This window comes from Streptomyces sp. NBC_01463, assembly GCA_036227345.1.
Classification (GTDB): Bacteria; Actinomycetota; Actinomycetes; order Streptomycetales; family Streptomycetaceae; genus Streptomyces.
Map to the genome: position 1 here is coordinate 1,802,306 of CP109468.1, position 19,048 is coordinate 1,821,353.

A 19,048-nucleotide genomic window follows, 5' to 3' on the forward strand; every position below is an offset into this window, starting at 1 on the left:
TTCCATGGAGCACAGGGGAAGCTAATTGGTCTGGACCAAGTCGTCAATAGGTACAGACCACTTGAGGCCGTCGGGGCTCCCCGCCCGCATCACGAGGAGCCCCGGAGCTCACCGCTCAGCCGCCGAGCACGACGGTGCGCGCCGCCGAGAAGTCGCCCCACTTCCCGTCCGGGAGCTTGGCGCGGATCTTCATCGAGTAGCGGGTGCCGCGCGGGTCGGTGACCGTCAGCCGGTAGCTCGCCCGGCCCGCGGGCGGCTCGCCGCCCCAGACGATCGTGGTGGTCAGCCGGCCGTCGAGGTAGAGCTGGTACGCGGGGATCTCGCCGCCGGTCTCCGGCTGCTTCCAGTCCAGGTCCACGGCGTACTCCCGGCCCTGGGCGGTGCTCGTGACCCGCAGGTCGGTGGGGGCGGTACTCGCGGGCGCGCCGGGGGCGGTCGCGGTGGTGAGGTCGAAGGTGTTGCTGTCGGCCGACGAGGTGTCGGCCGCGTCGCGGGCGCGGACGGTGAAGGTGTAGACGGTGCCGGGCCGCAGCCCCGTCAGCCGGGCCGTGGTCCGCGTACCGGGCACGCTGTGGATGCGGGAGCCCTCCTGGTAGATGTCGTACGAGGTGACACCGATGTCGTCCGTGGAGCCGCCCCAGGACAGCGTCGCGGCCCGGCCGCCGTCGGCCTTGCCGCGCAGTTTCACCGGCCGGGTCGGGGCCTCGTGATCGGCCGGGGTCGGCGCCGGGGTGGTCACGGCCGCGGCGGCGCTCGGCGTGGAGAGATTCCCGGCGGCGTCCCGGGCGCGGACGGTGAAGGTGTACGCGGTCGAGGCGGCCAGCCCGTCGACGTCGATCATCACCTTGGCCGCGGGCACGGACTTCACCTTCCTGCCCTGGCGGTAGACCTCGTACCCGGTGACGGCCTTGTCGTCGGTGGCCGGTTCCCACATGACGTGCGCGGAGGTGGCACTGCTCGCCTGGGCGGTCACTCCGTGCGGCGCGGTCGGTTTCCTGGTGTCCGCCTCGGCTTCGGAGCCGCAGGCGGTGAGCGTGGCGAGGAGCAGGGCGGCGGAGCAGGCCAACGCGGCGGTTGCGTGGGGGCGTTGCACGGTGTTGCCTTCCATCCGACAGCAATTGGTCCAGACCTGTATCGCATGGTGTGGGGGCCGCCGACAAGGGGCCGGAGCCGAACCTTCCGCAATGTGCCGGTGTGCACCGGGGGTGCGCTGCGCCGCCTGACGTACCGTCGGCGGATGCTGTGCATACGAGGCGTGGTGCTGCCGGAGCGCGAGGAGCGCTCGTTCTGGACCGACGGAGAGGTGCTCCGGGCCGGGGCGCCGCCGGGCGGACGCCCGGGCCGGGGCGCCCGGACGGTCGTGGACGGTGGCTGGCTGCTGCCCGGCCTCGTCGACGTGCACACGCATCCGGGGTCAACGGACCCCGGCACACCCTTCGACGAGAAGCTGCTGCGCGAACAGCTGGCCGAGCACCGGGACGCCGGGGTGCTCGCGGTACGCACCCCGGGGACCGCCGCGCGGATGCCCGCGTGGGTGGACGCTGATCCGGAGCTGCCGCGGGTCACGTCGGCGGGGCGCTGGCTCGCGACGCCCGGCAGGTTCTTCCCCGGCTTCGGCCGGGACGTCGGCGAGGACGAGCTCGTCCGGGCGGCGCTGGAGGAGGCGGCCGCCTCTTCGGGGTGGTGCAAGGTCATCGGCGACTGGCGCGCGGACGAGCCGGCGGTACCGCTCGCCCTGCTGACCGCGGTGGTGGCCGCCGTGCACGGGGCGGGCGGCAAGGTGGCGGTGCACTGCCAGACGGCCGAGGGCACGCGCAACGCGGTGCTGGCGGGCGCCGACAGCCTGGAACACGGCATGCATCTGGATCCCGCGCTGCTGGACCGGATGGCCTCGCAGGGCACGGCGTTCGTGCCGACCCTGGGCATCTTCGGTGCGAAGGCCGACGCGATGCGTGCGCGGGAGCCCGGGCTGCGGCGCGATCTGTGGCTGGCCGGGTGGGACACCATGTTCGGCAACGTGCGGGCCGCCCACGAGGCGGGGGTCACGGTGCTGGCCGGCACCGACTCGTTCCCCTGCGGAACGGTCGCGGGCGAGGCCGCCTGGCTGGTGCGGGCGGGGCTGTCCGCCGAGGCCGCCCTGGGCGCGGCGTCCTGGACGGCGCGGGCCTGGCTGGGGCTGCCGGGTCTGGTCGACGGCGCCCCCGCCGACCTCGTCGCCTACGCCACCGATCCGACGGCCGATCCCGCGGCCCTCGGTCACCCGAGCCGGATCATTCTCCGGGGACGCGTGGTGCGCTGAGCGATGATTCCGGGGCGCTCGGGCAGTCTGCACAGGTATGGACACCCAGACGAACCCTGCGCCCCTCCTCGACCTCGGACCCGCGGCCCGGCGGATCACCGGAATGCTCGACACCATCGACGACGGCCGGCTGGCCGGCCCGACCCCCTGTCCGGATGTGACCGTGGGCGCCCTGCTCGCCCACGTCGAAGGGCTGGCGGTGGCCTTCCGGGACGCCGCGGGCAAGAAGCTGGGGGCGACGACCGACACGGCGCCCTCCGTGGAGTCGGGGGTGCTCGCCGACGGCTGGCGCTCCACGCTGCCCGTGGCGCTCGACGAGATGGTGGCCGCCTGGCGCTCCCCGGACGCCTGGGCCGGGATGACCAGGGCCGGCAGCGTGGACCTGCCGGGCGAGGTGGCGGGGATGGTCGCGCTCAACGAGCTGGTGCTGCACGGATGGGACCTGGCGCGGTCCACGGGGCAGCCGTACGGGGCCGAGGAGGCGCATCTGAGGAACACGCTGGCGCTGCTGGCCGACGCGGGCGACGAGCCGTCGCCCGACTCCCCGTTCGGCCCGCCGGTCCCCGTCCCGGACGACGCGCCGCTGCTGGACCGGGCGGTCGCACGCAGCGGCCGGCGCCCGGACTGGCGGCCGTCGAGCTGAGCCGCCGCACCACCGCCCGTCAGCTGGTGAAGAACTCCGTGATCTGCTGGGCGACCTGGTCGGCGTGCACCTCGTGGAGCCGGTGGCCGCCGCCGATCGTGAGGAGGTGGCAGTCCGGGATCAGGGAGGCCATGTCCTGGAGCCGGGCCTGCGGCATGGTGCTCGCCGGGCCGCCGGCCAGGATCAGCGTCGGGGCGACGATCTCGCCGAGGCCCTCCTCCCACGCCGGGTCGGGGTCGGCGAGCTGGGTGCGTACGGCCGCGATCACGGCCTCGTCGTAGTCGACCGGCCCTTCGGGGCCGGCCACCGGGCCAGCGGCGCCGGGGAACGGCGGCGGGGTCTCCACCAGCACCAGCCGCTCCACCCGGTCCGCGTGCTCCTGGGCGAGGAGGTGGGCGACGACGCCGCCCAGGTCGTGGCCCACCAGGCCGACCCGGTCGAGCTCGCACTCGTCGAGGAAGCCGAGGACGTCGTCCCGCATCGCCTCGAAGTCGTACGCGTCGGGCCAGTCGCTCTCGCCGTGCCCCCGCAGGTCCAGGGCGTACACCCGCCATTCCTGACCGAGCAGACTCCCGGCCGCCTCCCAGCTCGCGGCGGACCCGCCGAGGCCGTGCAGCAGCACGACGGGCGAGCCGAACGGGTCGCCCCAGGTCCGGTACGCCAGTCGTACGTCGCCGACATCCACAACAGACTGATCATCCATACCCCTGACGCTACAGCCGAATGAGCGAAGATCACTCCCACGGCCTGGCAGGGTGGAGAGGTGAAGCTCACCCCGCGTTCCCTGGTCACCTCCCTCACCGCTCTCGTCCTGGCCGTCGCCGTGCTGTCCGGGTGCGCGGGGGCCGACGGCTCCTCCTCCGGCAAGGGTTCCTCCGGGCCCGGGCTGGACGCCCCGGCGAAGAAGGACATCGCCATGCAGCTGGTCTCCAGCGCCGAGAACTCCTCGCTGGACTGGAAGGCGCAGTACGCGTACATCCAGGACATCGGCGACGGCCGCGGCTACACCGCGGGCATCATCGGCTTCTGCTCCGGCACCGGCGACATGCTGAGCGTGGTCGAGCGGTACACGAAGGCCCGGCCCGGAAATCCCCTGGAACGGTTCCTGCCGGCGCTGCGCGCGGTGAAGGGGACCGACGCGCACACGGGACTCGGCCGCCCGTTCACCGGGGCCTGGGTGAAGGCGGCGGGCGACAGCGCGTTCCGCTCGGCGCAGGACGCCGAGCGGGACCGGTCCTACTTCGACCCTGCGGTCGGGCAGGGGAAGGAGGACGGGCTGGGCGCGCTGGGCCAGTTCATCTACTACGACGCGTACGTGATGCACGGGGCCGGCGACACGGACGGCAACGTCGGCTTCCGTACGATGCGCCGCCGGGCCCTGGCCGAGGCCCGGCCCCCGGCGGAGGGCGGCGACGAGGCGGAGTACCTCGACGCGTTCCTCGACGCCCGGGTCGCGGCGATCCGCGAGGAGCCCTCGCACCGGGACACCAGCCGGGTCGAGACCGCCCAGCGGGTGTTCGTGCGCGAGGGGAACTTCGGCCTGGACACTCCACTGCGGTGGAAGGTGTACGGCGACAGTTATCTGATCAAGGGTTCCGGGGGTTCGTAAACCCGTGATCGACAGGCGCGCGCGGCGTTCACCGCAACGCCCGGGTGCGCCGGTGCGCACCGCATGTGACCTGCGCTTTCACTCCCGCGTGACAGCGGGTTCCCGGCCGTGTCCCGAGGCTCTGCCGGTCCGTTGAGGCGGACGGACGGCCCGCACGTCGCGGGCCGGATTACCGAGGAGCACGCGACATGATCAAGAAGATTCTGCTGGCCGCGGCGATGCTGACCGCAGGTCTCGGCCTGGCCGTCTCGCCCGCCGCCCAGGCCGCCCCGGGCACGGTCGCCGCGCACCGTGTCGAGGCGGCCCCGGCCCTGGTCTGCACGGTCAACGACAACGGGGTCAACTTCCGCGGCGGGCCGGGCACGGACTACCCGGTGCTGGGCCAGGTGAACCGGGGCCAGAACCTCGACGCACGCGGCCAGGAGGGCAGTTGGGTGATGGGTGACCTGTGGGGCGGCCCCACCGGCGTCTGGATCCACGTGGCCTACCTGGACTGCTGAGCCGGCCGCACCACGGCCCCGCACCGAGCGCCCCGGCGCCCGGTGCGGGGCCTTCGCGATTCCCGGCCGCGGCCAACTCGCATGCGTCACAGGGGTGTACGACATTCGTTCGACTCTGATAGGAAAGCTTCCTAACAGAACCATCGGAACGACGAACTCCCTTGGAGGACTGGTGCACGCTCCCCACAAGCGCACCGCACGTCGCAACACCCGATCCGTGCGCGTCGCCCTCGTCGCGCTCGGTCTGACCCTCACGGCGATACCGGCCACGGCCTTCGCAGGTACCGCGCCCGCCCCCACGGCGGTCCATCAGCAGGAGGCAGCCGCGAGCGGGCTCGACGATCCGGCGAAGAAGGACATCGCCATGCAACTGGTCTCCAGCGCGGAGAACTCCTCGCTGGACTGGAAGGCGCAGTACGGCTACATCGAGGACATAGGTGACGGCCGCGGCTACACGGCGGGCATCATCGGCTTCTGCTCCGGCACCGGCGACATGCTCGACCTGGTGGAGCTGTACACCCAGCGGGAGCCGGGCAATCCGCTCGCGGAGTACCTGCCCGCCCTGCGCGAGGTGGACGGCACCGACTCGCACGACGGCCTCGACCCGGGCTTCAGCGAGGCCTGGGAGACGGCGGCCGGCGATCCGGCGTTCCAGCAGGCGCAGAACGACGAGCGCGACCGGGTGTACTTCGACCCGGCGGTCGGCCGGGGCAAGAGCGACGGGCTGGGCACGCTCGGGCAGTTCGCGTACTACGACGCCATCGTGATGCACGGCGACGGCGGCGACAGCACGAGCTTCGGATCCATCCGGCAGCGGGCCCTCGCGCAGGCGAAGCCGCCGGCCCAGGGCGGCGACGAGGTCACCTACCTCAACGCCTTCCTGGACGCGCGGGTCTGGGCGATGAAGCAGGAGGAGGCCCACTCCGACACCAGCCGGGTGGACACCGCCCAGCGGGTCTTCCTGAACGAGGGCAATCTGAACCTGGATCCGCCGCTCGACTGGAAGGTCTACGGCGACAGCTTCCACATCGGCTGACGCCCTCCGGGCCGGACACGGCTGTGGCGCGTACGGCCGCCCTCGCGGGCGGAGCCGTACGCGCCACAGTGCTGTGACGGAGTGTCAGTGTGCGCCCACAGCAGCGGCCTTGACCGGTTCACCGGTCTCCGGCTCCGCATCCACACCGGTGTCGGGGTCCGGCTTGCGGCCCAGGTGGTTGAAGGCCAGGTTGAGGACGATCGCCACGACGCATCCGGTGGAGATCCCGGAGTCCAGGACCACGAGCAGGTCCTTGGGGAACGCGTGGTAGAACTCCGGCGCGGCGATCGGGATGAGGCCGATGCCGACCGCGGCGGCCACGATCAGCGCGTTCTCGCCCTTCTCCAGGGCCGCGCTCGCCAGCGTCTGGATGCCGCTCGCGGCGACCGAGCCGAAGAGCACGATGCCCGCGCCGCCGAGCACCGGCAGCGGAACCAGCGCGATGACCGAGGCGGCCACCGGGCACAGGCCGAGCAGGATGAGGATGCCGCCGCCCGCGGCGACGACGAAGCGGCTGCGCACCTTGGTCATCGCGACCAGCCCGATGTTCTGGGCGAAGGCGCTGCACATGAAGCCGTTGAACAGCGGGCTGATCGCGCTGCCCAGGGTGTCGGCGCGCAGCCCGCCCTCGATGGTCCGCTCGTCGGCCGGCCGGTCGACGATCTTGCCGAGGGCCAGCATGTCCGCGGTCGACTCGGTCATGCAGACCAGCATCACGATGCACATCGAGACGATGGCGGCGATCTCGAACTGCGGCGCCCCGAAGTGGAACGGGGTGGGGAAGCCGACCACGTCGGCGTCCTTGATGGCGCCGAAGTCGGTGATGCCGACCGGGATCGCGATGAGTGTGCCGACGACGAGTCCGAGCAGGATCGCGATCTGCTGGAGGAAGCCGCGCAGGAGTTTGCGCAGCGCGAGGACGATCACCAGGGTGACCGCCGCCATCGTGATGTTGGTGGTCGAACCGTAGTCGTCCGCCGTGGCGTTGCCGCCCTGGGACCAGTTGAAGGCCACCGGCAGCAGGGAGACACCGATCAGCGTGATGACCGTGCCGGTGACGACGGGCGGGAAGAAGCGGACCAGTTTGCAGAAGTAGGGGGCGAGGACGAAGCCGAGGAGGCTCGCGACGATGATCGCGCCGAAGATGACGGCGATGCCGTCGTGTCCGCGGTCCTTGCCGATGGCCACCATGGGCGTCACACCGGCGAACGAGACGCCGTTGACGAAGGGCAGCCTGGCGCCTATTCGCCAGAACCCGAGGGTCTGGAGCAGGGTGGCTATCCCCGCGGTGAACAGACTCGCCCCCATGAGGAAGGCGGTCTCCTTGGGGGTGAGTCCCACAGCGGGACCCACGATCATGGGCGGGGCCACCACGCCCGCGTACATCGCGGCCACGTGCTGGAGGCCGCTGGTGAACATCTTCAGTGGGGGGAGGGTCTCGTCGACCGGATGGCTCCGGTCGGACGGGGCCGGCTCGGTGCCGGGGTCGGGTGCTGCGACTGCGTCATTGCGAAACCTGGGCGTAGCTGCCACGGCGGTTCCTCCGGTCGGGTACACATCTGCGGTGACGTGGGTGTCATGGAGGTGGTGCGTTGGTTCAGGTCGTGCAGCTGGTGCGGGCAGCTCGGTTCGCCGGTGCGGGAGGCACGTACGCAGAGGTACGCGCTTCCCGCACCGGTTGCCGTGGACCCCGCTCGGGTCCACGGCGGCCGGTCGAGGGCCGTCCCCCTCGGCCGGCCGGTATCGGGGGGTGCCGGGCGTCAGGCCCCGGCGGCGATCTGCGCGAGGCGGCGGGCCTCGTCGCGGGTGGCGCGGGCGATGGCGTCCTCGTCCACGGTGATCAGGCGGCTGGACTCGACGACGGGCTTGCCGTTGACGAGCGAGAGGGTGACGGGGGCGGCGGCGCCGAAGACCAGGGCGGTCACCGGGTCGGCGATGGAGGCGTGGGCGAGGGTGTCCAGCTTCCAGAGCACGAGGTCGGCGAGCTTGCCCGGCTCCAGGGAGCCGATCTGGTCCGCGCGGCCGAGTACCTGGGCGCCGCCGTACGTACCCAGGCGCAGGGCCTGACGGGCGTTCAGGGCGCGTTCGCGGTGCGGGCCGAGGCGGTTGATGAGGAGGGCGTTGCGCAGTTCGGTGTGGAGTTCGCCGGACTCGTTGGACGCGGTGCCGTCGACGCCGAGACCGACCGGGACGCCGGCGGCGAGCATGTCCGGGACCCGGGCGATGCCGGCGGCGAGGCGGGCGTTGGAGGACGGGCAGTGCGCGACACCGGTTCCGGTGCGGGCGAAGGCGGCGATGTCGGAGTCGTTCATGTGGACGCAGTGCGCCATCCACACGTCGTCACCGAGCCAGCCGGTCGACTCGAAGTAGTCGGTCGGGCCCATGCCGAACAGCTCGTGGCAGAACTTCTCCTCCTCCACGGTCTCCGAGCCGTGGGTGTGCAGCCGCACTCCGCGCCGGCGCGCCAGCTCGGCGCCCTGCCGCATCAGTTCGGTGGACACGGAGAAGGGGGAGCAGGGCGCGACGGCGATCTGGGTCATCGCGTCGAAGGAGGCGTCGTGGTGCGCGTCGATGGTCGCCTCGGTGGCGGCGAGGGCGCCTTCGAGGGTCTCCACGGCGAAGTCCGGGGGCAGCCCGCCGTCCTTCTCGCTGCGGTCCATGGAGCCGCGGGCGAGGGTGAACCGTACGCCCATGTCGGCGGCGGCGCCGATGATGGCGCCGGACAGGTCGCCGGAGCCCTGCGGGAAGACGTAGTGGTGGTCCATGGCGGTGGTGACTCCGCCGCGGGCCAGCATGGCGAGCGAGCCCTGTGCGGCGGCACGGGCCATCGGCTCGTCGATGCGCGCCCAGGTCGGGTACAGCGCGACCAGCCACTCGAAGAGGTTGTGGTCCGTGGCCAGGCCGCGGGTGATCCACTGGTAGAAGTGGTGGTGCGTGTTGATCAGACCGGGCGTGACGAGGTGCCCGGTGCCGTCGATCCGGCGTACGACGTTGTCCAGACCCTCCGGTGCCCGGCCGGCGCCGACGGACTCGATGCGGTTGCCCGCGACGACGACGTGACCCGAGGCGTACTCGGTGTCGTCGGCGTCGACGGTCGCGATCGAACAGTTCTCGATGACGATGCGTTCCACTCGGTCGTGCGCTGCCGGTGCTGCCATGGTGCTTCCTTCTCTCATCTGCGATGTGGGCACGGCAGGACCCTAGGAGGATTTGAGTGCCACGGCCGTGCGGCCGTGGGTGCCGAGATGGTGGAAGAACAGGTTGAGCAGGACCGCGACGAGCGCTCCGGCACTGATGCCGGAGCCCAGGACGGTCTGGGCCCAGGACGGGAATCCCGCGTAGAAGCCGGGCGCGGCGAGCGGGATGATGCCCGCGCCGAGCGCCACGGCGACCAGGATGATGTTGGAGCTGTCGTCGAGCCCGGCCTCGGAGAGCGTACGGATGCCGCTGACCGCGATCGAGCCGAACAGGACGATGCCGGCGCCGCCGAGCACGGGCATCGGGACGAGCGAGACGACCGCGCCGAGGACCGGGAAGACGCCGAGGATGATCAGGGCGCCGCCCGCGGCGGCGACGACGTACCGGCTGCGGACCTTCGTCAGCGAGACCACGCCGACGTTCTGTGCGAAGGCGCTGGTGGGGAATCCGCCGAAGACCGGTCCGATGAGGGTCGCGATGCCGTCGGTGCGCAGTCCGCGGGTGATGGTCCGGCCGTCCGTGCGCCGGTCGCAGATCTCGCCGAGCGCGAGCATGCCGGCCGACGACTCGGTCATCAGGACGAGCATCACGATGCAGAGCGTGAGGATCGCGGCGGGCTGGAACTCCGGGGCACCGAAGGCGAAGGGGGCGGGGAGCGCGGCGACGGGCGCGGAGCGCAGGGCGGAGAAGTCGGCGAGCCCGAACGGGACAGCGGCCAGCGTGCCGACCAACAGGCCGATGAGCAGTGCCACTTGCCTGAGGAAGCCGCGTCCGAAGCGCTGGACGGTCAGAATGACGGCCAGGGTGAAGGCGGCCAGCGCCAGGTACTTCATCGCACCGAAGTCGGCTGCCGTCCGGTCACCGCCCTGCGCCCAGGAGACCGGGACCGGCATCAGGGTGACGCCGATGAGGGTGATGACGACGCCGGTGACGAGCGGCGGGAAGAAGCGCAGCAGCCGGCCGAAGAACGGTCCGACGGCCAGGCAGAACACTCCGGCGACGAGCACCGCCCCGTAGATCGCGGGCAGTTGGTGGCCGGGGGCGCTGGTCTCGGCGATGGCGAGCATGGGGGCGATGCCCGCGGACGAGGCGGCGTTGACGAACGGCAGCCGGTTGCCGGCGAAGCCGCCGATCCCGAGGGTCTGGAGGATGGTGGCACAGCCGGCGATCAGCAGGCTTGCCGCGATCAGGCGGGTCATGCCGGCCTGGTCGAGGCCTACGGCCTGCCCGATGATGAGCGGAGGGGTGACGACCCCCGCGTACATGGCGGCGATGTGCTGGAGCGCGGCGGGCAGGAGCCGCGAAGGGGCGAGCTTCTCGTCCACCGGATGGACCGAACCGGCCGGCGGGGTGGAACAGGGGCCTTCTGCTTCTGCCGGCCCGAGTGCAGGCTGTGCCATGGAAGTTCCCTCCGGTCCGGCCGGCCCCCGTCCGCTGTGGACGGACGGGAACCGGCGCGGCGCCGCGTCAGAGGTTGGTCATGTCGACCGGGATCTGCGGCTCGATGCCGTCGCGCAGTACGGTGGCCTCGATGAGCCCGTACGGACGGTCGGCCGCGAAGTAGACCTCGTTGTCGTTCTTGAGGCCGAACGGCTCCAGGTCCACCAGGAAGTGGTGGTTGTTCGGGAGCGAGAAGCGGATCTCGTCGATCTCGCTGCGGCTGTTGATGACCCGCGAACCCATCTGGTAGAGGGTCTGCTGGAGCGAGAGCGAGTACGTCTCGGCGAAGGCCTGGAGGATGTGCTTCTTGGCCTGCTCGTACGACTTCTCCCAGTTGGGCATCCGGTCGTCGTCGCTGGTCCAGTTGTAGCGCCAGGCGGCGGCGACGTCGGTGCACAGGATGCGGTCGTACGCCTCCTTGAGCGTCGTGTACTTGTCCTTGACGTAGCCCCAGAACTCCGAGTTGGTGGAGTTCATGACCGTGAGGTCCTTCAGGCCGGAGATGATCTCCCACTTCTCACCGTCGTAGGTGATCTGCGTGGTGCGCAGTTCCTGGCCCTTGCGGGCGAAGGAGTGGTTGACCTCGTCCGATCCGATGAACCTGGAGCTGTTGTCCGAGGTCGCGATGCGCTCCCAGGAGTACTCCTGGATGCGGATGCGGGCGACCTTGATCGGCTCCTGCGTCGTCACGAAGTGACGGGCGAGGTGGATGCCGAACTGCTCGGCGGACTCGATGCCGTACTCCTTGGCGAACGCGAACACCGTGTTCTTGGTGGTGTCCGTGGGCAGGACGTTCGCGTTGGAGCCGGAGTAGTGGACGTCGTCCATGTCGCCGGAGAGCGCGACCGAGACGTTCAGGTCCTTGATGTGGTGGGTGTCGCCGTCCCGCGTGATCTTGACGACGCGGTTCTCTGCTTTGCCGTACTGGTTCTGGCCGAGAATCGTGGGCATGTGTCTGCTAGCTCCCTCGGTATACGGAGTAGCCGAACGGGTTGAGCAGCAGCGGTACGTGATAGTGCTCGCCCGGGGTGACGGCGAACGTGATCGTCACCTCGGGGAAAAACGCACCGCTGTCCCTTACGCGGGGGGCGTCCTGCTGCGCCTCGGCTTGCTTCTTGGCTGTGAAGTACTGCTCGGTCTCGAAGTCGAGCCGTACGTGGGTGGTGCCTTCCGGCAGGGCCGGCAGGTCCTTGCAGCGCCCGTCCGCATCGGTCGCGGATCCGCCGAGCGTCACCCACGGCGCGTCGCCGCCGGAGCGGGCGGCGAGCGAGATGGCGACGGCTGCGGCGGGGCGGCCGATGCTGGTGTCCAGGATGTGGGTGGACACCGATGCGGTGGCGAAGGTGCTCAAGACCTTCACTCTCCTTCTGTGACGAGTTCTTACGAGTCGTCCGTGACGAGACGGGTGAGACGGATGCGGTTGATCTTGCCCAGTTCGGTGCGCACGATGGCGCGCTCCTGCTCGGGCGTGTTCCCGGTCCGGGACTTCACCGCGTCGCGCATCTGTTCACCGGTGGCACCGGTGGCGCAGATCAGGAAGACGTGTCCGAACCGCTCCTGGTAGGCCAGGTTGAGTTCGAGCATCTCGGCCTTGAGCTCCTCGGTGGCGCCGGCCATCCCCCGCTGTTCGCGGGAGGAGGTCGGGTCCCCGGGCTTCGGGCGGCCGATCGGCGGGTGACCGGCCATCGCTTCGGCCAGGTCCTGCGCGTCGAGCGCCGCCGTGGCGGTGTCGCTCGCGGAGAACAGGGCGTCCGCGGTGGCGTACGGGCGACGGGAGAGGATCGCTCTTCCCCAGGCCGCACTGGCACAGACCTCGTGCAGCGCGGTGGCCGCCTCGTCGTCCGCCAGGGTGTTGAACCGGGCGAGGCCCGGCGTGGAGCTCGAAGTCACGGGAGCCTCCGTGGCTGTTTTTCGCTGTGCGTTGGTCGGGCTGCGGATAGCTAACGCCCTCCACAACACCACGTCAACACTTTGTTGAAATTCCGTTCATGTAAAAAGCCGTCGCCCGGTGATCCGGACGACGGCTCGCACGTTCATGTGCCGTTTACATCTACCCATGGGTCCAACTACTCGCCCTTGGCGCCGTTTTCCCTGTTCAGGTAGTTGTAGACGGTGAACCGGCTGACCCCCAGGGCCCCCGCCACCGTCTCGACGCCGTGCCGCACCGAGAAGGCACCGCGTGCCTCCAGCAGCCGCACCGCCTCCTGTTTGGCCTTGCGGTCCAGCTCGGCGAGCGGTTTGCCGTGCCGGCGCTCCATCGCGGCCAGGATGTGGTCCAGCGAGTCCGAGAGCTGCGGCAGACGGACCGCTATGACGTCCTCGCCCTCCCAGGCCAGGACGACGTCGTCGGCCTGCGCCTGGTCGGGTCCGAGCAGCTCGGCGCCCATGGCGTCGACGAGCGGCTTGACGGCGGTGACCAGCGGGTGGTCCGCGGGAGCGGTCACTTCGGGTCCTCCCCGATGACGTTGACCTGGAGCGAGACCCGGGTGGCACCGGATGCCAGGGCCTTGCGCAGCAGGGAGTCCACCGCGGTGAGCACCTCGTCGGCGCCGCCCTCCGCCGTGTTGCCGAAGGGGCCGACGTCGACCGCGTCCAGTTCCGCGGACTGGATGACCTCGCGGGCCACGACCGCGTGGGCCGGTGCCTCGTCGAGATCGAAGGGCTCGGTGGTGAACTCCACTCTCAGGCGCACTGTCTCTCCCTCATGCTCGCACCGCGTCCGGGGCGACCCGCGGCTCGGGCACGACCCTAACCCGCGCGCGCTCTACAGCGGCAGCACGCAGACCGCAGCCGGGGCGGCGAAGGGGGTCCCGGCCGCGCTCAGGGCGCCGGTGTCCGCGTCGGCCCGGAAGACCGTGACGGTCCCGGACCGCTGGTTGGCGGCGAAGAGCAGCGAGCCGTCCGGGGAGAAGGCGGTGTGCCGGGGGAAGTCACCGCCGACCGGCACGGTGTCCAGCAGCCGCAGCGCGGCCCCGCCGTCCTCGACGGCGTACCGGGTGAGGCTGTTGTGCCCGCGGTTGGCCAGGTAGGCGAAGCGGCCGTCCCCGGTGACCAGGAGCTGGGCGGGGTAGCTGGTGCCCTCGCCGGTCCCGGTGGACTGCGGGGTGCCGGGGGTCAGGACGCCGGTGGCGGGGTCGTAACCGCAGACGACGACGGTGTTGTCGAGCTCGCAGGCGAGGTAGGCGTGGCGGCCGTCCGGATGGAAGGTGAGGTGGCGCGGGCCCGCACCGGGGCGCAGTGCGGCGTACGAGAGCTGCTCCAGGGTGCCGCGGTCCTCGTCGAGCCGGTACGTGTACACCGTGTCGTTGCCCAGGTCGACGGCGAGGACGTGTCCGCCGCCGGGGGCGGTGATGATCTGGTGGGCGTGCGGGCCGTCCTGGCCCGGTCCGGGAGCGGGCGCGGTGTGGGCGACCAGGTCCGTGCGCTCCCCCACCGAACCGTCGGCGGCCAGGGGGTGCACGGCGACGCTGCCGGAGGTGTAGTTGGCGCTGAGCAGCCACTGTCCGCCCGGGTGGACCGAGAGGTGGCAGGGACCGGCGCCCCCGGTGGACCGTGTCCCCAGCACCCGGAAGGTGCCGTCGTCGGCGAGCGCGACGGCCGTGACCCCGCCGTCGCTCTGCTCGTCGACCGCGTACAGCGTGCTGCCGGTGGGGTGCAGCGCGAGGTACGAGGGGTTCTCGACGCCGGTGACGACCGTGCGGGCGGTGATGCTCCCCGCCACCGGGTCGTACGCGGCGACGCCGATGCCGGTGCCGCCCGGACTGGTCGAGGTGTACGTGCCCAGGAAGAGCGTCCCGGTCCGGAGCGCCCCGTGGGTCCCGGGGTGCGGCGCCGGGGCGGCGCGGCGTCCGGCCCGGGGCAGGCCGGGGGCGGCGGCGAGCGCGCCGCCCGCCAGGAGGGCGCCGAGGACGGTGCGGCGGCTGGTGGGGGTGGTCATGCGAGGCACCTCGTGGGGTCGGTGACGTCGGATGTGTCAGCCACAGTGGCCTTCCCCGATGACCCGCGCAAGAGACGCACCGGCCATTGCGCAGGGCGCAACGGCGGCGAAGCGCTGCGCGGGGCGGGTTCCGTGCGGGGCCGCGGCACCGGCGGTCAGCCGCCGGACTGGATGTCGCCGCGGGTGGAGGAGGTGATCGGGTCCCGGTGGGCGAAGTCCCCGGGCGGGATGCCGGGGTGGTGGCCGCCCTCGACGGGCTCCACGGCGGCAGCCGGACCGAGGGCCAGCCGGGAGACGATCCGGTAGCGGTCGCCGCGGTAGAGCGAGTGCACGTACTCCACGGGACAGCCGGTGGTGTCCGAGGTCAGCCGCTCGAAGAGCAGGGCCGGGGAGAGCTCCGGGACGTCGAGCAGGCGGGCCTCGGCGCGGGTCACGACGGTGGGCTCGATCGCCTGGACCGCCTCGTGGACGTGGACGTCGTGGCGCTCGCGCAGATGCTCGTACAGGTCACCGCTCTCCAGCTCCTGGGCCGACAGGCCGGGCACCATCTCGGCCCTGATGTGCAGGTGCTCGATGGCCATCGGGGCGCCGTCGACGAGCCGCAGCCGGGCGACGTACACGATCTCCGCCGCCGGTGACATGCGCAGCTTGCGGCCGACCCGGGCGCCGGCCTGGAGGGTGGTGAACTCCAGCAGCCGGCTCGACCAGGCCCCCGCCGCCTGCGGGACCGACAGGGCGAGGTCGGCCGAGACCAGCTCCTGGGTGATCTTCGCGGGTGCGACGAACATGCCGCGGCCGTGCTCGCGCACCAGGAGGCCCGCGGCCACCAGCTCGTCGATCGCGGCGCGCAGCGTGGGCCGGGAGACGCCGAGGGTGGCGCACAGGGCGCGCTCCGACGGGATGGCGTCACCCGGGCGGCGCGACTCGATCAGCTCCAGTACGGCGTCGCGGGCCCGTTCCCGTTTGAGCACCGTCCCCGATGCGTCGGCGTCCATGCGCTGCCCCTCCCGACCTTTCCCTGACTTACCAGTTGAGCAACCAGTGGAACCAACTCGGCTACTGGTCAAGGGAAGTGTAACCGCACTCCAGGCAAACATCCCGGTCCACATTTCCGTGAGATCACTAAAACCCGTAACCACCAAGGGGGTTGACGGCCTCATTGGTCTATGCCACCTTCATCCACCATCAAGAGGTGAGCTGTCCAGTGGGCTTCACTGGTCAGGTGGTCAGGTCCTGTCTCCCAGAGGTGAACCGTGAAGTACCGCTTGCTTGCCGGTGGGTCCGCGCTCGTGATGGCCGCCGTTCTCAGTGCTTGCAGCTCCTCCCCCGACTCGGCCGGCACGTCCGGCGACGGGCGGACGGACATCGACGTGTGGCTGATGCGCGACAGCGTCTCCGCCGAGTTCCAGAAGGAGTTCGTGAAGGGCTTCGAGGCCGCCCACCCCAAGATCGGGGTCCGGGTGCAGATCCAGGAGTGGGACGGCATCGGCGAGAAGATCACCGCCGCGCTGGCCAGCAACGACGCCCCGGACGTGATCGAGAGCGGCAACACCCAGGTCGCCCAGTTCGCACAGAGCGGCGGCCTGCTCGACCTCAGCGACAAGGTCGACGAGCTGAACGGCAAGGACTGGCTGAAGGGCCTCGCCGAGCCGGGGGCGTACGAGGGGAAGCAGTACGGCATCCCGTACTACGCGGCCAACCGTGTCGTCATCTACCGCACCGACCTGTTCAAGAAGGCGGGGGTCGACGCGTCCGCGATCAAGACGCGCGACCAGTGGATCGAGGCCACCGGCAAGCTCAACAAGGGGGGCACGCAGGGCATCTACCTGCCCGGGCAGATGTGGTACGCGCTGGCCGGCTTCGTCTGGGACGAGGGCGGCGACCTCGCCACCGAGTCGGGCGGGAAGTGGAAGGGCGCGCTGGACACCCCGGAGGCACTGCGCGGGCTGGAGTTCTACGGAAAGCTCCAGGCGCTCGGCAAGGGGCCGAAGGACTCCGACGAGGACTCCCCTCCCCAGGCCGACGTGATGGCCCAGGGGAAGGTGGCCCAGGTGATCTCCACCCCGGGCGGCGCCAACGTCGTCATGGAGAAGAACCCGGAGCTGAAGGGGAAGCTCGGCTTCTTCGCGATCCCGGGCAAGAGCGCGGACACCCCGGGCGCCGTCTTCACCGGCGGCTCCGACCTGGTCATCCCCACCGCGTCCGGCAAGCAGGAGGCGGCACTGACCTTCATCAAGGAGCTCACCGGTGACGCCTGGCAGAAGAAGCTGGCCGTGGCCATGAGCTACGTACCGAACCGGACGTCGCTCGCCTCGGCGGTGGCGGGCGATCCGGGGGCGGCCGCGATGGCGGTCGGCGCGGCGAACGGGCACGCGACGCCCAACACGCCCGGCTGGGCGGCCGTCGAGGCGGAGAACCCGATCAAGGACTACATGGCGGCCGTCCTGACCGGCGGCGACCCGGCGAAGGAGGCCGCCAAGGCCTCCGCCGACATCACCCGGGCCATGAACACCACGTCCTGATCCCTCCGTCCATCCGCCCGAACACCGAGAGGAGGCGTGCCGTGTCGGTCATCCGGGAACGGACCGCACCCCCCAGCCGCCTGCGCCGCCCGGCGGCCGGCACGCCGGCACCGCCGCGCCGGCGGCGGTCCGGGGAGCCGCGCGGCCTGTGGCCGTACATCCTGATCGCACCCGCAGTCGGCGGGATGATCTACCTGCTGCTCTACCCGCTCCTGCGGGCCGTGCTCATCTCGCTCCAGGACTTCAGGCTGCGCCAGCTGATCGTGGGCGACGCGGAGTTCGTCGGACTGCGCAACTACCGGACGCTACTGTCCGACCCGCGGTTCTGGGAGGTGGTGCGGCGCACCTTCCTGTTCATGGCGGTCAACGTGGTCCTGATCATGGTGATCGCCACCCTGGTCGCGCTGATGACCGAGCGGCTGGGCCGGTTCGGCCGCGCGGCGGTGCTCAGTTCGCTGGTGCTGGCGTGGGCGATGCCGGTGGTCGCGGCCACCACGGTCTTCCAGTGGCTGTTCCACTCCGAGTTCGGCATCGTCAACCGGCTGCTGACCGAGGCGGGCTTCTCCTCCTTCGACCGCTACCCGTGGTTCGCGCACGGCACCGCGGCCTTCTCGATCCTGGTCCTGCTGATCGTCTGGCAGTCGGTGCCGTTCGCGGCGATCACGCTCTACTCGGCGCTCACCACGGTCCCGGCGGAGCTCTACGAGTCGGCCCGGCTGGACGGGGCGTCCGGCTCCCGGATCTTCCGCTCCGTCACCTTCCCGATGCTCCGGCCGATCTTCCTGCTGGTGTTCTCGCTCGAAGTGATCTGGACGTTCAAGGCGTTCGTCCAGATCTGGGTGATGACCCGCGGGGGCCCGGGCGACGCCACGACGATCCTGCCGGTGTACGCGGTGCAGAAGGCGCTCGCCGGGCAGCGCTACGACCTGGGTTCGGCCGCCTCGATGCTCACCGTGGTCCTGATGTCCGGGGTCCTCGTCCTCTACTTCCGCCAGATGTTCCGACAGGAGGACGAGTCCTGATGACCCTGCTGCGCCCGAGAGCCCGGCGGCTCCCGCTGAACGCCGCCGCCGTACTGACCGTCCTGGTCTGTCTGTTCCCCGTCTACTGGATGATCTCGACCGCGTTCAAACCGTCGCGGGACATCCAGTCCGCCGACCCGAAGCTCTTCCCGCACACCTGGACGCTCGACCACTTCCGCACGGCCGTGCAGGCCGACGGCTTCGAACTGTTCTGGCGCAACAGCATCCTGGTGACGCTCAGCTCGATCCTGCTGGCCCTGCTCGTCGCCATCGGCTCCGCCTACGCGGTGGCCCGGATGCGCTGGAAGGGGCGCCGGCAGTTCATGCTCATGGTCTTCGTCGCGCAGATGGCGCCCTGGGAGTCGCTGATCATCCCGATCTACATCATCTCCCGCGACACGGACATGCTCGACCGGCTGCCGACGCTCACGCTCGTCTACTTCATGGTCACGCTGCCGTTCTCGATCGTGGTGCTGCGCGGCTTCATCGCCACCATCCCGCCGGAGCTGGAGGAGGCCGCGCAGGTCGACGGCTGCACCAGGACCGGTGCCTTCCGGCGGGTGGCGCTGCCGCTGCTCGCACCGGGGCTGATGGCGACCTCGCTGTTCGGCTTCATCACCGCCTGGAACGAGTTCGCGTACGCCAACTTCCTGATCATCAAGCACCAGGACAGCCGCACGCTGCCGGTCTGGCTGTCGTCGTTCCAGAACACCTTCGGCACCGACTGGGGCGCCACCATGGCCGCCTCGACCCTCTTCGCCCTGCCCGCGCTGGTCGTCTTCCTGCTGCTCCAGCGCCATGTCACCTCCGGCTTCGCGGCCGGCGCCGTCAAGGGCTGACCG

At 71.0% G+C, this 19,048-nt stretch carries 20 protein-coding genes; 8 read left to right on the forward strand and 12 right to left on the reverse strand.

Going from position 1 to position 19,048, the window contains the following annotated elements; genetic code table 11:
• Positions 1–115: 115 nt before the first annotated feature.
• A complete protein-coding gene (locus tag OG521_07870) occupies positions 116–1,108 on the reverse strand; it encodes a fibronectin type III domain-containing protein (protein ID WUW20712.1) in 993 nt (330 codons plus the stop codon).
• Between the two features lie 129 nt (positions 1,109–1,237).
• Between OG521_07870 and OG521_07875 the strand changes: the two genes are divergently transcribed.
• Together OG521_07875 and OG521_07880 are read left to right on the forward strand one after the other, a co-directional pair.
• On the forward strand, positions 1,238–2,299 hold the full coding sequence (locus OG521_07875; protein WUW20713.1) for an amidohydrolase family protein: 1,062 nt from the start codon (positions 1,238–1,240) through the stop codon (positions 2,297–2,299).
• Between the two features lie 37 nt (positions 2,300–2,336).
• Complete coding sequence (locus OG521_07880; protein ID WUW20714.1) at positions 2,337–2,942, forward strand: TIGR03086 family metal-binding protein; 606 nt, start codon at positions 2,337–2,339, stop codon at positions 2,940–2,942.
• A gap of 19 nt (positions 2,943–2,961) precedes the next feature.
• Here the strand turns inward: OG521_07880 and OG521_07885 are convergent, their stop codons facing one another.
• Complete coding sequence (locus OG521_07885; protein ID WUW20715.1) at positions 2,962–3,645, reverse strand: alpha/beta hydrolase; 684 nt, start codon at positions 3,643–3,645, stop codon at positions 2,962–2,964.
• A 120-nt stretch (positions 3,646–3,765) separates the two neighbouring features.
• Here OG521_07885 and OG521_07890 point away from each other — a divergent pair, with 120 nt between their 5' ends.
• The 3 genes from OG521_07890 (at position 3,766) to OG521_07900 (ending at position 6,087) form a co-directional block, all read left to right on the forward strand.
• Positions 3,766–4,551, forward strand: a complete 786-nt coding sequence (locus tag OG521_07890; GenBank protein ID WUW26606.1) for a chitosanase — start codon at positions 3,766–3,768, stop codon at positions 4,549–4,551.
• A gap of 188 nt (positions 4,552–4,739) precedes the next feature.
• Complete coding sequence (locus OG521_07895) at positions 4,740–5,051, forward strand: SH3 domain-containing protein (protein WUW20716.1); 312 nt, start codon at positions 4,740–4,742, stop codon at positions 5,049–5,051.
• Positions 5,052–5,223: 172 nt separating this feature from the next.
• On the forward strand, positions 5,224–6,087 hold the full coding sequence (locus OG521_07900) for a chitosanase (protein ID WUW20717.1): 864 nt from the start codon (positions 5,224–5,226) through the stop codon (positions 6,085–6,087).
• An 84-nt stretch (positions 6,088–6,171) separates the two neighbouring features.
• Here the strand turns inward: OG521_07900 and OG521_07905 are convergent, their stop codons facing one another.
• The 10 genes from OG521_07905 to OG521_07950 form a co-directional block, all read right to left on the reverse strand.
• Positions 6,172–7,620: a purine permease gene (locus tag OG521_07905; GenBank protein WUW20718.1), complete on the reverse strand. Its 1,449-nt coding sequence runs from the start codon at positions 7,618–7,620 to the stop codon at positions 6,172–6,174.
• A 227-nt stretch (positions 7,621–7,847) separates the two neighbouring features.
• The gene (locus OG521_07910; GenBank protein WUW20719.1) at positions 7,848–9,245 is read right to left on the reverse strand and encodes an 8-oxoguanine deaminase; all 1,398 of its coding nucleotides are present in this window, start codon (positions 9,243–9,245) and stop codon (positions 7,848–7,850) included.
• 42 nt (positions 9,246–9,287) lie between these two features.
• The gene (locus OG521_07915) at positions 9,288–10,685 is read right to left on the reverse strand and encodes a purine permease (GenBank protein WUW20720.1); all 1,398 of its coding nucleotides are present in this window, start codon (positions 10,683–10,685) and stop codon (positions 9,288–9,290) included.
• Between the two features lie 67 nt (positions 10,686–10,752).
• On the reverse strand, positions 10,753–11,676 hold the full coding sequence (gene pucL, locus OG521_07920) for a urate oxidase (protein WUW20721.1): 924 nt from the start codon (positions 11,674–11,676) through the stop codon (positions 10,753–10,755).
• Between the two features lie 7 nt (positions 11,677–11,683).
• Entirely contained in the window at positions 11,684–12,076 is a 393-nt protein-coding gene (gene uraH, locus OG521_07925) for a hydroxyisourate hydrolase (protein WUW20722.1), read from the reverse strand.
• 29 nt (positions 12,077–12,105) lie between these two features.
• On the reverse strand, positions 12,106–12,615 hold the full coding sequence (gene uraD / locus OG521_07930) for a 2-oxo-4-hydroxy-4-carboxy-5-ureidoimidazoline decarboxylase (GenBank protein WUW20723.1): 510 nt from the start codon (positions 12,613–12,615) through the stop codon (positions 12,106–12,108).
• A gap of 176 nt (positions 12,616–12,791) precedes the next feature.
• Complete coding sequence (locus OG521_07935) at positions 12,792–13,169, reverse strand: helix-turn-helix domain-containing protein (GenBank protein WUW20724.1); 378 nt, start codon at positions 13,167–13,169, stop codon at positions 12,792–12,794.
• Positions 13,166–13,417: a hypothetical protein gene (locus OG521_07940; GenBank protein WUW20725.1), complete on the reverse strand. Its 252-nt coding sequence runs from the start codon at positions 13,415–13,417 to the stop codon at positions 13,166–13,168. Before OG521_07940 ends, OG521_07935 begins: the two co-directional genes overlap by 4 nt.
• A 72-nt stretch (positions 13,418–13,489) precedes the next feature.
• The gene (locus OG521_07945) at positions 13,490–14,662 is read right to left on the reverse strand and encodes a lactonase family protein (GenBank protein ID WUW20726.1); all 1,173 of its coding nucleotides are present in this window, start codon (positions 14,660–14,662) and stop codon (positions 13,490–13,492) included.
• A gap of 155 nt (positions 14,663–14,817) precedes the next feature.
• A complete protein-coding gene (locus OG521_07950) occupies positions 14,818–15,657 on the reverse strand; it encodes a GntR family transcriptional regulator (GenBank protein WUW20727.1) in 840 nt (279 codons plus the stop codon).
• Between the two features lie 258 nt (positions 15,658–15,915).
• Here OG521_07950 and OG521_07955 point away from each other — a divergent pair, with 258 nt between their 5' ends.
• The 3 genes from OG521_07955 to OG521_07965 are packed head-to-tail and all read left to right on the forward strand — an operon-like array spanning position 15,916 to position 19,045.
• On the forward strand, positions 15,916–17,184 hold the full coding sequence (locus OG521_07955; GenBank protein WUW20728.1) for an extracellular solute-binding protein: 1,269 nt from the start codon (positions 15,916–15,918) through the stop codon (positions 17,182–17,184).
• A gap of 41 nt (positions 17,185–17,225) precedes the next feature.
• On the forward strand, positions 17,226–18,206 hold the full coding sequence (locus OG521_07960; protein WUW20729.1) for a sugar ABC transporter permease: 981 nt from the start codon (positions 17,226–17,228) through the stop codon (positions 18,204–18,206).
• Complete coding sequence (locus OG521_07965) at positions 18,206–19,045, forward strand: carbohydrate ABC transporter permease (GenBank protein WUW20730.1); 840 nt, start codon at positions 18,206–18,208, stop codon at positions 19,043–19,045. The genes OG521_07960 and OG521_07965 overlap by 1 nt, the downstream gene beginning before the upstream one ends.
• Positions 19,046–19,048: the final 3 nt, after the last annotated feature.

What these genes read in the sequence shown, in the direction of transcription:
- OG521_07870 (WUW20712.1), bottom strand. Translation starts at nt 1,108, where the DNA reads ATGGAAGGCAACACCGTGCAACGCCCCCACGCAACCGCCGCGTTGGCC.
- OG521_07875 (WUW20713.1), top strand. Translation starts at nt 1,238, where the DNA reads ATGCTGTGCATACGAGGCGTGGTGCTGCCGGAGCGCGAGGAGCGCTCG.
- OG521_07880 (WUW20714.1), top strand. Translation starts at nt 2,337, where the DNA reads ATGGACACCCAGACGAACCCTGCGCCCCTCCTCGACCTCGGACCCGCG.
- OG521_07885 (WUW20715.1), bottom strand. Translation starts at nt 3,645, where the DNA reads ATGGATGATCAGTCTGTTGTGGATGTCGGCGACGTACGACTGGCGTAC.
- OG521_07895 (WUW20716.1), top strand. Translation starts at nt 4,740, where the DNA reads ATGATCAAGAAGATTCTGCTGGCCGCGGCGATGCTGACCGCAGGTCTC.
- OG521_07910 (WUW20719.1), bottom strand. Translation starts at nt 9,245, where the DNA reads ATGGCAGCACCGGCAGCGCACGACCGAGTGGAACGCATCGTCATCGAG.
- OG521_07915 (WUW20720.1), bottom strand. Translation starts at nt 10,685, where the DNA reads ATGGCACAGCCTGCACTCGGGCCGGCAGAAGCAGAAGGCCCCTGTTCC.
- pucL (WUW20721.1), bottom strand. Translation starts at nt 11,676, where the DNA reads ATGCCCACGATTCTCGGCCAGAACCAGTACGGCAAAGCAGAGAACCGC.
- OG521_07945 (WUW20726.1), bottom strand. Translation starts at nt 14,662, where the DNA reads ATGACCACCCCCACCAGCCGCCGCACCGTCCTCGGCGCCCTCCTGGCG.
- OG521_07950 (WUW20727.1), bottom strand. Translation starts at nt 15,657, where the DNA reads ATGGACGCCGACGCATCGGGGACGGTGCTCAAACGGGAACGGGCCCGC.
- OG521_07965 (WUW20730.1), top strand. Translation starts at nt 18,206, where the DNA reads ATGACCCTGCTGCGCCCGAGAGCCCGGCGGCTCCCGCTGAACGCCGCC.